This window comes from Marinifilum sp. RC60d5 (assembly GCF_052400665.1).
Taxonomy (GTDB): domain Bacteria; phylum Bacteroidota; class Bacteroidia; order Bacteroidales; family Marinifilaceae; genus JBQTGK01.
This window is the reverse complement of record NZ_JBQTGK010000001.1, coordinates 420,977-435,245: the sequence shown is the minus strand read 5'-3', so window position 1 is coordinate 435,245 and position 14,269 is coordinate 420,977. Positions and strand designations below refer to the sequence as shown.

Genomic DNA, 14,269 nt, shown 5'->3' with positions numbered 1-14,269 from the left:
TTTTATTTTATCATGTACTTGTTTACAATATTTTTAAATTCGTTGTGAATCAGAGAATTACTAGCAATAATTTCTTTACCAAAAATATAATTCGTATTGCCTTTAAAATCACAAACCTCGCCACCAGCTTGTTGTACTAAAAACGAACCTGCTGCCACATCCCAGGCTTGTAAACTATATTCATAAAAGGCTTCGAATCTACCGCAAGCAACATAAGCCAAATCGGTGGCAGCTGATCCTAGGCGGCGAACTCCTTGCGAATTAATAATAAAATGTTCCAGGCTTGCCATAAAGTTTTTTAGCTGATCGTAGTCGTAATACGGAAAGCCAGTTGCAATTAGAGAAGCATCAATAGTTTCTGCTTCTGAAACATGAATAGGATTAGAATTAAGAAATGCATTCCCAGCGCCTTTCCAGGAGTAAAAGCATTCGTTTAAACTAATTTCGTAGACAACACCAAGAACAATTTCATTTTTGTCTTGTAAAGCAATGCTAACGGCAAAAGGCGAAAGTCCATGAATATAATTTGTAGTTCCGTCAAGAGGATCAATAATCCAATTGTAGCGATCCGATTGAAAGGTTTCGGTACCTTCTTCGGCAATAAAACCCGCATCAGGAAGAACTTGTTTAAGCTCTTTAACGATCATTTCTTCGGCAGTTTTATCAACATAAGTTACAAAATCGTGTAAGCCTTTGCTTTCAACTACATCTACTTTTATTTTACTTTGCTGTTCTTTAATAAAGGCTCCAGCTTTTTTGGCTATATTTTGAGTTTTTAAACACAAGTTTTCAAGTTCATTCATTTTATTGAATAATTGGTTTAAAATTAAATTCATTTTTGTTAATTAATTCAGCATCGATATGACCTTTGTCGTTAATTTGCAAAAGTTTAACCATTGTTAGTTGGTTGCTTAAATTAACATTGTAAGGAATCTCAACTTTAATGTAGTTTTTTGTAAATCCGTACATTTTTCCGTGGTCGTTATATCCTTCAAAAAGTACTTCAAGCGTTTCGCCCAGATATTCCTGATAAAATACCCTTAGTTTTTTATTAGATAATATTTGAAACATTTTAGCTCTTCGTTTTCTTTCCTCAACAGGAACAGATTCCTTTATTTCAAGAGCCTTAGTGCCTTGTCTTTCCGAGTAAGGAAAAACATGAAGCTGACTAATTGGTAGTTCGTTTACGAATTTATAGGCATCATTAAAGTCATCTTCACTTTCTCCTCGGGTACCTGCTATTACATCAACACCAATAAATGCATCAGGAACGAGAGATTTTATTTTTTCGATACGCTGGGCAAATAATTCCCGGTTGTATCTTCTTTTCATTAGTTTAAGTACCTTATTCGATCCAGCCTGTAACGGAATATGAAAATGGTTCACAAATTTCTTAGAGTTCGCAACGTATTCAATAATTTCGTTGCTTAATAAATTTGGTTCTATCGAGGATATTCGATATCGTTCAATTCCCTTTACTTTGTCTAGTTCTTTTATTAGATCGATAAGCGATTCGTTTGTGCTACGGCCAAAATCTCCAATATTAACACCGGTTAATATTATTTCTTTTGCACCTTTTTCTGCTACTTTTTCTGCTTGCCTAACTGTATCGGCGATACTATTGTTTCTACTTCTTCCGCGAGCATAAGGTATTGTACAATAGGTACAAAAATAATCGCATCCGTCTTGTATTTTTAAAAAACACCGGGTTCTGTCACCCATAGAGTATGAGGTGTGAAAATCTTTTACCGATCCTACCTCGCAAGGATGCATCTCGCCTGTTCCTTTTTTCTCCAGATGATCGATGTATTTGTGGATATTGAACTTTTCATTTGCTCCCAAAACTAAATCTACACCTGGTATTTTAACAATTTCCTCAGGTTTAAGCTGTGCATAACAACCAATAACTGCAATAAATGCATTTGGGTTGGTTTTTATAGCTTTTTTAATGGCTTGTCGGCATTTTTTGTCGGCATGATCGGTAACCGAGCAAGTGTTGATAACATATATATCAGCTTTTTCTGTAATCTTAACCGTTTCGAATCCCATTTCTTTAAAAGATCGTCCTATGGTTGAGGTTTCAGAAAAATTTAATTTACATCCCAGTGTATAAAATGCAACTCTTTTTCCTTGCAACATATCTTTTCCCTTCTGCTGATTTTTTGATAAAAAAAGAACCACTTCAAAATGAATTGAAATAGTTCAAATTATCTAAACTAATTAGGATACAAACTTACAAAAAGAATTAGGTTTTTAATCAATCAAAGACTTGTTAGTCTTATATTCTTTGTAAAGCTGGTGTACAATTCCATCGGTAACGCCAATTTTAGGGACATGAATTCTTTCCGCTTTCGACCATTCCATAACGCTTAAGAAGATAGTTGCTGCAGGAATAATTACATCGGCCCTGTCTGGATTCATATCGTAATTAATCATTAATTCTTCTTGTGAGTATTTCTTGAGATCATAAAAAATTGCATTTAATTCTTTATAACTAAGATATTTCTCCTTTTTTGGAGCTGATAGTTTTACCAGGCGATTTATATTGCCTCCCGATCCAATAATTTCTATATCCTCACAATTCGGACAAATATCTAAAAGACATTCTTTTATTCTGATAAATTCGCCTGGAGGAACACAATTTTTAAGAATTTTAATGGTCCCCACGTTGAAAGATGCCGAGAAAGTGCAAATTCCTTTGGAAAATAGTGTTATTTCGGTACTTCCACCACCAACATCAACATATAAATAGTCTTTATTCGGATCTAATTTATCTGCAATTTTATTATCGAATATGATACTTGCTTCTTCTTTTCCGTTTATGATGTCAATTTTAATGTTTGCCTCTTTTTGTATTCGTTCGATAATTTCGGCTCCATTTGCAGCTTCTCTCATTGCCGAAGTGGCACAGGCTCTATACGAAACAACTTCGTGCACCTCCATAAGATTACTGAAAGCTTTCATCGACTTTACAAGTTTTTCAGCTTTAACAGGAGATATAAATTTATCGATAAATGTGTCCGTTCCTAATCGGATAGGCACGCGAATTAAAGATGATTTTTTAAAGTACGTATTCCTGCCTTTTTCAAAAACATTCATAAATAAGAGACGGATTGCGTTGGATCCTATATCTATGGCGGCAAATTTTTTTATTTTCATGCGCGGTATAGTTTAATTGAAATGGAATGTATTATTTATGATTCCATATTATATTTCAAATTAAAGTAAATTTAGGACTAATGCAACTCAAATTATTAGAGAAGGTTACTTGCTAGTTCTGCCAGGTGACTTCTTTCTCCTTTTATAAGATTTACATGGGCAAAAACATCCTGGCCTTTCATTCTATCTGATAAATATGCCAATCCGTTTGATTTTTTATCCAGGTAAGGAGAGTCAATTTGTTCAATGTCGCCCGTAAATATCATTTTAGTTCCTTCTCCTGCTCTTGTGATAATTGTTTTTATTTCATGAGGAGTTAGATTTTGAGCTTCATCAACAATAAAAAAGGTATTCGAGAGACTTCTTCCTCTTATGTAGGCAAGTGGTGTAATTTGTAATTTTTCCTCTTTTAATAATTCGTCAATTTTAAGATATTCTTTACTGTGAACGTTAAATTTGTGTTTAATTACGCTTAGGTTATCGAATAAGGGTTGCATATAAGGACCAATTTTATCGCTGGCATCACCAGGTAAATATCCCAAATCTTTATTTGCTAGAGCAACAATTGGTCTTGCTAAAAATATTTGGTCATATAAATCAATTTGAGATAATGCAGTAGCTAATGCTAACAGGGTTTTACCCGTTCCGGCTCTACCTGTTAAAGCAACCAATGAAATGCTTGGATCTAATAGGGCATGCATAGAAAATGTTTGTTCTGCATTACGGGGAAAAATTCCATAAGCATTAGGCTTTTCAACTCTGTTTACTGTTTTATCAATAGGATTATAGTGCGCTAAAGCACTCGATGATGCTCCTTTTAAAATATAATATTCATGTCCATTGGGTTTTCTATCGCTGAAAATATTTTCAGATATTCCTGTGTTGGATTTATACAGAGATGAAATTTTTGCATCATCAACATTTTCAATAGTTGTAATGCCCAGGTTAAGTACATTATCTAAATCCTGAACCTGATCATTTTTATAGTCTTCTGCAGGAACACCAAGAGACTTGGCTTTCATCCTTAAATTGATATCCTTAGATATTAAAACTACATTTTTGTCCTTGTTTTGTTTAAAAATATATTCTGCAATGGCCAATATTCTATGGTCAGGAATATTTTCATGGAAGGATGTTTTCATTGCAGGTGAAAATTCTTTTCCTGTTTCGATAAATAAATGTCCTAGGTTTTTTCCAAGATTAACACCGTTTTTAAAGAGTTGATCGCCAGAAATTCTATCTAATTCTCTACTAAATTCACGAGCGTGAAAATTAATTTGATCATTTCCTTTCTTGAATTTATCTAGTTCTTCGAGAACAGTAATAGGAATTACAACATCATTTTCTTCAAAATTGTAAATGGAATTAAAGTCGTGAAGGATTACATTGGTATCCAAAACGAAAATTTTTTTAAGTTTAGCCATATCTGGGATGTCTTAGAGGTTAATACCGACAAGCTTAGGGTCGATTTCCTGTTTATTAAAACTGCTTTAATTGAACCGGTTAGACTTTTCTTCCTGAAATTTATTGCTAAAAATAGCTTGTGTTTTTTTTGTGTTCAGTTTTTGGCAGTATTTATACACTTAAATTAGCAAAAAATGTAGGAAAAGTGTGCTTTCAAATAATTTTTTAAGAATTTTTATTGTTCTTTGCAAAATCATTAATATCAGTATCGATAAAAAAATGAATTACCAGGAAACAATAAATTATATGTTTACTCAGCTTCCGATGTTTCAGAGAACCGGAAAAGCTGCGTACAAGGCAAATTTGGATACAACTTTGGCCTTAGATGAATATTTTAATCATCCACACAAAACTTTTAAAACCATTCATGTTGCCGGAACTAATGGAAAGGGATCTGTTTCGCACTCGCTGGCGTCGGTCTTAAAGGAGTCTGGTTTAAAAGTTGGTTTGTATACTTCTCCGCATTTGAGAGATTTTCGGGAACGTATTAAGATTAATGGACAAATGATTCCTGAATTGGAAGTAGTGGACTTTATTCAAAAGCATAAAAGTAAATTTGAAGTTTTGCATCCTTCTTTTTTTGAGATGACAGTGGCTTTGGCTTTTGAGTATTTTTCTAAGGAGAAAGTTGATATTGCAGTTGTGGAAGTTGGATTAGGGGGTAGGCTGGATTCTACGAATATTATTTCGCCGCTTCTTTCTGTAATTACGAATATTAGTAAGGATCACACAGCCTTGTTGGGAAATGAAATTACTGATATTGCCAAGGAAAAGGCAGGTATCATTAAAAAAGAAGTTCCTGTAGTTATTGGAGAAAAACAGAGCGAAATTAGTAGTTTGTTTTTGGAGATAGCAAAAGAGAGAGGAAGCAATTTGAGTTTTGCTGAGGATAAATATGAATTGGTTTCGGCCAACTGCAATGTTGAGAAGCAAAAGTTGAGTTATAAGAGTGCAGAGCGTAAGAATGTTATAGATATTGATTGTGATTTACTTGGCAATTATCAAATAAAAAATGTAAGAACAGTTTTAAGTGTTTGTGACCAGCTGCTTAAAATAGGTATTAGCTTGTCTGAAGAAAATATAAAAAGAGGCTTGGCAAATATTGTTCGTAATACGGGTTTATTAGGGCGTTGGCAAACTTTACAACAAAATCCAAGAGTTATTTGTGATACGGGGCATAATACAGCAGGTATTAGAGAAATAATTGAGCAAATAAGCAATACTAAATACAGAAATTTAAAAGTAGTATTTGGTATGGTTGACGATAAAAATACGGAAGAGGTTTTAAGTATGATGCCAAAAAATGCGGTTTATTATTTTACCAAAGCCGATATTCCCAGAGCTCTTGATGAAAAGGTGTTGAAATTACAGGGGGCAAAATTTAACTTGAATGGGAACTCTTATAGTAGAGTTAAAGATGCTTTAAAGGCAGCTATTGCCGATTCAGAGGCTGATGATCTGGTTTATGTAGGGGGTAGTACTTTTGTTGTTGCCGAGGTGGTTTAAATAAAAAACTGATTTTTATTGCAGCATAAAATATTCTACTTATATTTGCAGCCGCAAGGGCGATTAGCTCAGTTGGTTCAGAGCACTTGGTTTACACCCAAGGGGTCATAGGTTCGAATCCTATATCGCCCACTATCCCAAAAGGTTAAATGTGTGTTTGGCCTTCTTTCTCCTAGCTACATTAATCCGAAAATTGATATTTAAGTGAAAAAAGTATTAAAGAAATTTTTCATTAATGAAAACTTCTTTATTTTTGTTTTGATTTTAGGTGTAAGTAAATAACTATGGTTCAATTTTCTAAAAAAATGCAGGTAGTACCAGAGCCTACCATTAGGCGAATGCCATCATATTTAGCTTTTGCAGAAGGCTTATTAAGAAAAGGTCAGCAGTTTGTGTCGTCGACCCAAATAGCGAATTACATGAATATTGACCCAACTCAGGTAACGAAGGATTTATCCTGTACAACTATTGTTGGGAAAACCAGAGTTGGTTATGAGGTAAAAGCCATTGTTGATGTTCTGTCGGAGTTTTTAGGTTTTACTGTTATGGATAGTGCCTTTTTAGTAGGTGCCGGATCTTTAGGATCAGCTTTGTTACATGATAGTGGACTCAGTCATTTTGGTTTAAATATTGTTGCAGCTTTTGATGTTAATTCTTCGACTATTGGTCGTAAGATAAACGATGTGGAGGTTTTTCATATTGATCAGTTTAGGGACCTAGCACAGGAGTTGAATGTGATTATGGGAATTATTACGGTTCCGGCAGAGAATGCTCAAACAGTTGCCGATTTAATGGTTGCCTGGGGAATAAAAGCAATTTGGAATTTTACTCCGGCGCGAATAAAAGTTCCTGAGGATATTATTGTTCAAAATACTACTTTATACTCTAATTTAGCCATTATCTTTAACAAGTTACATCAAGAGCGAAAAGAGGCTTAAATAAGAAATTAAGATATTAAAAAAGGGCTTTGAAAATTTATTCATAGCCCTTTTTTTATTTATTTGATGTTGATCCCTTATTTAGGCATTCCCTAGAATACGATAAGCACAATCTAAAATTGTAGTATCATCTAATTCAACAATTCCTCCGTTAGGACCTTGTTCAACATGAATTCCTGTACTTTTGCCTTTCTCAAAGTTTCTACCACCAAAATAATTTCTAACTGTTTCAACGTTTAATTGTAAATCTTTCGCAATCCTTTGCATGCTGCCATCTGGCAAACGATCCTTAATGCGTCTTAGCTCATTAAATGTGATTGTTTTTGTCATATGCTGTAAATTTATTAAGGGTTAGAAATCTATTTGCCCTTTAAATTTATGAAAGAATTTCTTAAATTAAAATTATTAGAAGGTTAATTATTACAGTATTTACTAAAATGTTAAAGTAAAACTTGTCTTTTCGTTTGGAACAGACATAGCTGTTATGGTTCCACCATGAAGTCGTAATATTTGTTTTGAGAGGCTAAGACCAATTCCTGATCCTTTTGGTTTGGTAGTAAAGAAAGGAATGAATACTTTATCTATAACTTCTTTAATAATTCCCTGTCCGTTGTCGCTTACCTGAATAGATATTCTGCCCCGTTTATTCATAAACGCTTTTAGTTCTATTTTAGGATTTTCGGTCTGCTCTAACGCATGAATCGAGTTCTTAATTAAATTAATTAATACTTGTTCTATTAATTGCTCATCAGCCGATAATTCTATCGACTTAGGATTAATACTAATTTCACAATCGATATTATTTCTTTTAATTTCTTCAACCATTAACCTGTGAATGTTGTCGAATAGTTTTTGAACCTGAAATATGCTAAAATTTGGTTTAGGGATTTTTGTAAGGTTACGATAGGTGTCAACAAAGTGGAGTAGTCCTGAGCTTCTCTTGTGAATTGTTTCCAATGCCATTTTTACTTCATTAAGCGTCTCCAGATCGTCTTCTCTAAACTTATTGGTATTGTTCTCACCGAAGTCATCTAGTATGGTTGTAAGTGTGGTAGAAAGCGATGAAATAGGAGTTATCGAATTCATAATTTCATGAGTTAATACACGAATTAATTTTTGCCACGACTCTATCTCCTGTTCTTCAAGTTCGTATTGGATATTTTTAATAGAAACTAGAATTACCTGCCGGTTGTTAATTTTAAACTCTGTTGCATAAATTGCCAGCTGCAGTATATCTTCGTTATCATTAATTTTAATTAGAGTATTCTCTCCGTGCTTTAGCTTTAAAAGAGTTGTTACCAGCTCGGGATTAAAGGAGTTAAGATCCTGAATTTGTTTTAGGTTGCTAATCTGAAATAATTTTTTTGAGGCATTGTTAATCATTTCAACTTTACCATCGCGATGAAAAGCGATTAGACTAATGCCAATGTGTTGAATTACAGATTGCAGATAAAAATAATGTTCTTCTTTTTCGGCTCTTATTTTTTGAAAATCAGTAATAACTGCATTAAAAGATTCCTGTAGTTTATCGAACGAACTTCCCAGTCCCTGCACCTGAAAGTTTCTTGTAAAATCGGAATAACGGATCGATTCAAGAAAATTTTTAAGCAGACGGTTCGTTTTTTCTACATATTTTATAATCTCATAGATTTGATAAACTATGGCAATAAACGTTAAGCTTGCGGTAAAGTACAGACTTTTCTTAGCCACAAGGTAGAATAACAGAAATATTGTTGCCGAAAGAACAATTATTCTAATAATAAAATTCAGTCTAAAGCTTTTATAAACCATATTTTTCAAGTCTTCGGTATAGAGATGTGCGAGTCAGGCCTAATTCTCCTGCCGCTTTGGAAATATTTCCTTTATTTGTTTTTAGTACTTTTTGAATGATGTTTTTTTCTACTTCTTCTAAATTATAGGAGTCAAATTCTACATCATCCTGAAGAGATTTTTCTGTGTTGATCTGAAAATCATGAGGTTCTAAATTTTTATCATCGGCCATAATTACTGCACGTTCCATTTGATGTTGTAATTCTCTTACATTTCCTGGCCATTCGTAGTCGTATAGTTTATTAACGCATGGTTTTGAAAGTGCATTGATTCTCTTTTTATATTTTTTTGAATATATTTCCAGAAAGTGATTAGCAAGTAAAGGAATGTCTTCATATCGTTCCCGAAGAGGTGGTAAGTTTATTTCTACAGTGTTAATTCTATACAATAAATCTTGACGATATTTCTCTTCTGAAGCCATAAGTTTTAAGTGCATATTGGTTGCACAAATTAAGCGGATATCGATAGGAATGGGTTTGTTTGAACCAACTCTAATTACCTCTCTTCTTTCCAAAACAGTAAGTAGTTTTGCTTGCATAGGCAGACTTAAATTTCCAATTTCATCAAGGAAAAGAGTTCCACCCGATGCAATTTCAAATCTTCCGGGTCTGTCTGTTCTGGCATCGGTAAAGGCTCCTTTTACATGACCAAAAAGTTCGCTTTCGAATAGATTTTCATTAATTGCTCCTAAATCAACACTAATAAAAACTTCATCTTTTCTACTCGAATTTCTATGAAGAGCGCGGGCTACAAGTTCTTTTCCTGTTCCATTTTCGCCTAAGATTAAAACATTAGCGTCCGTTTTTGCAACTTTTGTAATGGTTGAAAAAACCTGATGCATTTCTGGCGAAGTACCAATAAAGTCGTTAAATGGTTGATCGAGAACAGCATTTAATTCTTTTTGTTTGGTTTTTAGTTCGCTAACTTCTTCTTTCGATTTTCGAAGTGTAATTGCTGAAGATATTGTTGCTACTAATTTTTCGTTTTGCCAGGGTTTTAAAATAAAATCAGTAGCTCCAGCTTTAATTGCTTTAACCGATTTTTCAATATCGCCATAAGCAGTTATAAATAAAACAACAGCGCGCGAGTCTATTTCGAGTATTTTATTTAACCAATGATATCCTTCCTGACCACTAATAGCATCCTTTGTGAAATTCATATCAAGCAAAATCACATCATAGCTATCCTGTTTCATGAGCTTTGGAATCATCTCTGGGTTAGATTCTGTATGAATTAGTTCTACATGTTGTTTTAAAAGCAGTTTTAATGAGAATAATATATCTTCATTGTCGTCTATGGCTAATATTTTTCCATTTTTTTGACTAGTCATAATAAGTGAAAATTTGTAGGTTCGGGTATTTCTTTTAATTCAGGACTCAAGTTATCATTTATAATTTAGAAATAAAAAATCGATGTACGAATGCGTACACTTGATGTTATGTTTCCGTTCACAGTAAGTATTTTTAAATTAAGCTGATTTGGTGTAACATCTTGCTAATTAGTTGAGAATTGCCTTTGGCACGAAAGTAGATACTGTTTTGATGAATGTTAGAAACAGGATTATAAGAAGTCAAAAATATGGATAGAATTATAGCAAAAAAGCCATGGTATCAGCAGAGAAAAAAGTGGTATATACTTATTAGTGTACTTGCAATAATTTTACTTTACTCTGCTTTTTTTTTGACATTGAAAAAAAACTCTTTTGTTAATAAAGATAAAGTCTGTATTGGTGAAGTTAAAGTTGATTTTTTCCACGAATATATCTATAAAAGAGGAATTGTTGAAGAAGGACGAGTGGTGTTAAGTGGAGAAAAGACAGGCTCGTTAAGTTTAACGAATAATTTTAAGATAAGTATATTGCTAGATGCATTTTATATAAATCGACTAGATGAAGGTGTAAAAGGAACTTTTCGTTTTAAGAAGAAAGATTATCATTTAGTTGTTGAGAAAGTTTATCCAGAAATTAGAAGTGGACAATTTGAAATTGAATTAAAATTTATTGAGGAACAGCCGCAGAATATTTGTGTTGGCCAAGCATTTAAAATAAAAATTGAATTCGATAAAGCAAGAAAAGCACTGCTTGTACCTAGAGGAGATTTTTGCCAAACTACCAATGGTCAATGGATTTTTGTGCTTGATTCTTCTTGCAAATATGCCATTAAAAGATCGATTAAAATGGGAGGTAAAAACCCTAAATACTATGAGATATTAGATGGTTTAGTTCCAGGAGAGAAAGTGTTGCTAAATTCTTACGATTTATATGGAGATTCAGAAAAACTTTTATTAAAATAGTATTATGCTTAAGATTTTATTCAATACTGTTTTTAGAGGTATTTACAAACAGAAAGCCTATTCTGCCATTAATATTTTAGGCCTGGCTACTGGAGTAACTTGTACTCTTTTAATACTTATCTGGGTTGAGTATGAATTGGGGTTTGATAAACATCACAATGATATTGAGCAGATTTATAGTGTTTATGAAAATCAAAAATATGCAGATGGAGATATCTTTTCGGTATATTCTACGCCTTCGCCTTTAGCTAAATCAATTAAAAGCGATTATAATGAAATAGAATATTCTACCAGAATGGTAAGCTCCTGGGGGCAGCTGGCTTTATCGGCTAATGGGAATAGTTATGTTGAAAAAGGAGGTAAGCTTGTCGATTCAGATTTTTTTAAAATATTCACCTTTTCTATACTTAAAGGAGATAGCATAAATGTCTTATCGAATAATAAATCGATTGTATTAACAGAAAAACTTGCAAAAAAATATTTTGGAGATATTGATCCCATAGGTCTTACAATAGAAATTAATTCGCAATATAGTTTTCAGGTAAGTGCAGTAATTAAAAATCTTCCATCGAATTCTTCAATTGAATTTGATTTTATATTACCAGTGGAATTTTTTGAAGAACTATGGGATTACGATTTAACCGATTGGAATGCGAACTCATTTAATACATTTATAAAAGTTAAGAAAGGTGCAGATACAAATGCTTTGGAAAAGCAACTTAAGAATCATGTGCGTTTGCGTCTTCCTGAAACAAATGTAGATCTAGCATTGCAGGAGTTTAGCAGGTATCATTTATATTCGATAAGTAAGAATCGTGCAGGACCAATTTGGTATGTTCAGGTTTTTTTACTGGTGGCAGTTTTAATTTTGTTAATTGCTTGTTTTAACTACATGAATTTGGCCACTGCCCGTTCCGAGCGTAGGGCAAAAGAAGTTGCCATGCGAAAAGTTGTTGGAGCACAGCGCGGTGGTTTAATTGCTTTATTTATTGGTGAATCAATTGTGTTTACTACAATATCATTAGGTGTAGCTATCGTTTTTGTGGAATTGTTATTGCCAACATTTGGTGAGTTAACAAATCGTTCGTTAAGTTTAAACCTTGGTAATTATAATTTTGTATTGGTTGTAATGGCAATAGTAGGAGTAACAGGTTTTGTGTCGGGAAGTTATCCTGCATTTTTCTTGTCTTCTTTTTCTCCTTTGCAAGTTATTAAAGGAATTTCGCGTAAAGATCCAGCGATGCTTAGAAAAATCTTAGTCCTCATTCAGTTTACCATGTCTGTTGCTCTATTTATTTGTACTTGTATTGTTTATAAGCAGCTTAATTTTCTTCAGAAATCGGATGTGGGTTTTAATAAAGACAATATTATTTATGTGGAAATGGTTGACGATTTCTATGAATATTATCCTGAATTAAAGAACGAGTTATTAAAAATTGGCGGTGTGGAATGGGTTACAGCAGCCAATCAAATGCCAATTAATTTTTCAAATTCAACCTGGGATGTAGATTGGGAAGGAAAATCAGAATATTCAGGAGAAATACTTTTTCAGTTGTCTTTTGTTGACTTTGATTTTATTGAAACCTTCGAAATGAATGTAATTCAAGGACGAGGATTTTCTAATAAATTTGGCGAAGACAGCCTTAAATTTATTATTAACGAATCGGCAGCAAGCAAAATGAATATGGTATATACCATAGGCGAAGAATTAAACTTGTGGGGATATAGTGGCGAAGTAATTGGTATCGTTAAAGATTTTAATTTTAATAGCTTACAGGTAGGTGTTGATCCCTTAATTATGATGCGAAGACCGGATGCGTTTAAATATGTCGGAATAAGAATAGGAGATGATAAGCAGTTAATATTAAACGAAATAAGAAAAAAATGGGGAGATAAAGTTCCCGATTTACCTTTTAATTATAGATTTTTAGAAGAAGATTTCGATTATTTTTATCAGGCAGAATCGAGAATGGGGAAACTTTTTGCTTCCTTTACAATAGTAGCATTTATTATTTCATGTTTGGGTTTATTCGGTCTGGTATCTTTTGTTACAGAGCGAAAATCTAAAGAAATGGTTCTTCGAAAGGTTTTTGGAGCTAATTTAGAAGATGTTTATCAATTGTTGCTAAAAGAGTTTTTCAAGTGGATTATGATGGCAAATGCCATTGCCTGGGTATTGTCATTTTTTGTTATGGAATGGTGGTTAAAAGGTTTTGCTTACCGAATTGATATGGGGATTGGTGTTTTTATTCTATCAGGATTATTATCCTTCTTAATTGCATTTTTAACCATGTTTAAGCAAATTTCGAACTTAACATTTAAGATACCTTCTGATATTTTAAAATACGAGTAAAAATAAAAAGATGATTAAAACTAAAAATTTAATTAAAGTATTCAGAACCGATGAGGTGGAGACTACTGCTCTTTATAATGTTAATTTAGAAATAAATAATGGTGAGTTTGTTGCTATTATGGGGCCTTCAGGTTGTGGAAAATCAACATTATTAAATATTATTGGCTTGCTCGATAAGCCTACTGAGGGTGAATTGCATTTTAATGAATTTCAGGTTGAAAAATATTCAGAACGCCAACGAACTAATTTACGAAAAGAGAATATTGGGTTTGTTTTTCAGAGTTTTAATTTAATTGAAGAGTTAACAGTATTCGAAAATGTAGAGCTACCTTTGTTGTATATGAAGGTTTCTGGATCGGAAAGAAAAAGAAGAGTGAATGAAGCTTTGGAGAGAATGAATATCGCTCATAGAGCAAAACATTTTCCACAACAATTATCGGGAGGACAGCAACAAAGAGTTGCCATTGCCAGGGCAGTTATTTCAAATCCGAAATTGATTTTAGCTGATGAGCCCACTGGAAATCTTGATTCGGCAAATGGAGAAGAGGTAATGAATCTGTTAACACAATTAAACGAAGAGGGTACAACCATTGTAATGGTAACCCACTCTCCTTCGGATGCCGATAGAAGCCATAGAATTATACAACTTTTCGATGGACATGTTGTTACCGAAAATATGAGGCAAAAGCTGTAAATAAGAGTTTTATTAGATTTTTTGTCGGGAGCT

The 14,269-nt window shown here is 33.2% G+C and carries 12 protein-coding genes and 1 tRNA gene; 6 read left to right on the top strand and 7 right to left on the bottom strand.

Annotation, left to right across the window (positions count from 1 at the left end):
* Positions 1-2: 2 nt before the first annotated feature.
* The 4 genes from ACT3CE_RS01700 to ACT3CE_RS01685 form a co-directional block, all read right to left on the bottom strand.
* Positions 3-836 (bottom strand): inositol monophosphatase family protein, encoded by an 834-nt coding sequence (locus ACT3CE_RS01700; protein WP_444708036.1) that lies wholly within the window; start codon positions 834-836, stop codon positions 3-5.
* A complete protein-coding gene (mtaB, locus tag ACT3CE_RS01695) occupies positions 805-2,139 on the bottom strand; it encodes a tRNA (N(6)-L-threonylcarbamoyladenosine(37)-C(2))-methylthiotransferase MtaB (RefSeq protein ID WP_444708035.1) in 1,335 nt (444 codons plus the stop codon). The genes ACT3CE_RS01700 and mtaB overlap by 32 nt, the downstream gene beginning before the upstream one ends.
* Before the next feature lie 114 nt (positions 2,140-2,253).
* Positions 2,254-3,159, bottom strand: coding sequence for a Ppx/GppA phosphatase family protein (locus tag ACT3CE_RS01690; protein WP_444708034.1), 906 nt, complete (start codon positions 3,157-3,159; stop codon positions 2,254-2,256).
* Positions 3,160-3,254: 95 nt separating this feature from the next.
* Positions 3,255-4,583 (bottom strand): PhoH family protein, encoded by a 1,329-nt coding sequence (locus tag ACT3CE_RS01685; protein ID WP_444708033.1) that lies wholly within the window; start codon positions 4,581-4,583, stop codon positions 3,255-3,257.
* Between the two features lie 259 nt (positions 4,584-4,842).
* Here ACT3CE_RS01685 and ACT3CE_RS01680 point away from each other — a divergent pair, with 259 nt between their 5' ends.
* The 3 genes from ACT3CE_RS01680 to ACT3CE_RS01670 all read left to right on the top strand — a co-directional run bounded on the left by ACT3CE_RS01680 (position 4,843) and on the right by ACT3CE_RS01670 (position 7,067).
* A complete protein-coding gene (locus ACT3CE_RS01680; protein ID WP_444708032.1) occupies positions 4,843-6,129 on the top strand; it encodes a bifunctional folylpolyglutamate synthase/dihydrofolate synthase in 1,287 nt (428 codons plus the stop codon).
* Positions 6,130-6,186: 57 nt separating this feature from the next.
* Positions 6,187-6,261 (top strand) — tRNA-Val (locus ACT3CE_RS01675).
* A 152-nt stretch (positions 6,262-6,413) separates the two neighbouring features.
* Positions 6,414-7,067: a redox-sensing transcriptional repressor Rex gene (locus tag ACT3CE_RS01670; RefSeq protein WP_444708031.1), complete on the top strand. Its 654-nt coding sequence runs from the start codon at positions 6,414-6,416 to the stop codon at positions 7,065-7,067.
* 81 nt (positions 7,068-7,148) lie between these two features.
* Here ACT3CE_RS01670 and ACT3CE_RS01665 read toward each other — a convergent pair whose 3' ends face one another.
* The 3 genes from ACT3CE_RS01665 to ACT3CE_RS01655 all read right to left on the bottom strand — a co-directional run bounded on the left by ACT3CE_RS01665 (position 7,149) and on the right by ACT3CE_RS01655 (position 10,227).
* Positions 7,149-7,397: a DNA-binding protein gene (locus ACT3CE_RS01665; RefSeq protein ID WP_444708030.1), complete on the bottom strand. Its 249-nt coding sequence runs from the start codon at positions 7,395-7,397 to the stop codon at positions 7,149-7,151.
* A gap of 102 nt (positions 7,398-7,499) precedes the next feature.
* Positions 7,500-8,858 (bottom strand): sensor histidine kinase, encoded by a 1,359-nt coding sequence (locus ACT3CE_RS01660; protein ID WP_444708029.1) that lies wholly within the window; start codon positions 8,856-8,858, stop codon positions 7,500-7,502.
* The gene (locus ACT3CE_RS01655) at positions 8,848-10,227 is read right to left on the bottom strand and encodes a sigma-54-dependent transcriptional regulator (protein WP_444708028.1); all 1,380 of its coding nucleotides are present in this window, start codon (positions 10,225-10,227) and stop codon (positions 8,848-8,850) included. The genes ACT3CE_RS01660 and ACT3CE_RS01655 overlap by 11 nt, the downstream gene beginning before the upstream one ends.
* Before the next feature lie 248 nt (positions 10,228-10,475).
* Between ACT3CE_RS01655 and ACT3CE_RS01650 the strand changes: the two genes are divergently transcribed.
* The 3 genes from ACT3CE_RS01650 to ACT3CE_RS01640 are packed head-to-tail and all read left to right on the top strand — an operon-like array spanning position 10,476 to position 14,236.
* Positions 10,476-11,189, top strand: coding sequence for a hypothetical protein (locus ACT3CE_RS01650; protein WP_444708027.1), 714 nt, complete (start codon positions 10,476-10,478; stop codon positions 11,187-11,189).
* A 4-nt stretch (positions 11,190-11,193) separates the two neighbouring features.
* Positions 11,194-13,542, top strand: coding sequence for an ABC transporter permease (locus tag ACT3CE_RS01645; protein ID WP_444708026.1), 2,349 nt, complete (start codon positions 11,194-11,196; stop codon positions 13,540-13,542).
* Between the two features lie 10 nt (positions 13,543-13,552).
* Complete coding sequence (locus ACT3CE_RS01640; protein WP_444708025.1) at positions 13,553-14,236, top strand: ABC transporter ATP-binding protein; 684 nt, start codon at positions 13,553-13,555, stop codon at positions 14,234-14,236.
* The last annotated feature ends 33 nt before the right edge of the window (positions 14,237-14,269 follow it).

Coding starts and splice junctions, on each gene's coding strand:
- ACT3CE_RS01700 (WP_444708036.1), bottom strand. CDS start 836: ATGAATTTAATTTTAAACCAATTATTCAATAAAATGAATGAACTTGAA.
- mtaB (WP_444708035.1), bottom strand. CDS start 2,139: ATGTTGCAAGGAAAAAGAGTTGCATTTTATACACTGGGATGTAAATTA.
- ACT3CE_RS01690 (WP_444708034.1), bottom strand. CDS start 3,159: ATGAAAATAAAAAAATTTGCCGCCATAGATATAGGATCCAACGCAATC.
- ACT3CE_RS01685 (WP_444708033.1), bottom strand. CDS start 4,583: ATGGCTAAACTTAAAAAAATTTTCGTTTTGGATACCAATGTAATCCTT.
- ACT3CE_RS01680 (WP_444708032.1), top strand. CDS start 4,843: ATGAATTACCAGGAAACAATAAATTATATGTTTACTCAGCTTCCGATG.
- ACT3CE_RS01670 (WP_444708031.1), top strand. CDS start 6,414: ATGGTTCAATTTTCTAAAAAAATGCAGGTAGTACCAGAGCCTACCATT.
- ACT3CE_RS01665 (WP_444708030.1), bottom strand. CDS start 7,397: ATGACAAAAACAATCACATTTAATGAGCTAAGACGCATTAAGGATCGT.
- ACT3CE_RS01660 (WP_444708029.1), bottom strand. CDS start 8,858: ATGGTTTATAAAAGCTTTAGACTGAATTTTATTATTAGAATAATTGTT.
- ACT3CE_RS01655 (WP_444708028.1), bottom strand. CDS start 10,227: ATGACTAGTCAAAAAAATGGAAAAATATTAGCCATAGACGACAATGAA.
- ACT3CE_RS01650 (WP_444708027.1), top strand. CDS start 10,476: ATGGATAGAATTATAGCAAAAAAGCCATGGTATCAGCAGAGAAAAAAG.
- ACT3CE_RS01645 (WP_444708026.1), top strand. CDS start 11,194: ATGCTTAAGATTTTATTCAATACTGTTTTTAGAGGTATTTACAAACAG.
- ACT3CE_RS01640 (WP_444708025.1), top strand. CDS start 13,553: ATGATTAAAACTAAAAATTTAATTAAAGTATTCAGAACCGATGAGGTG.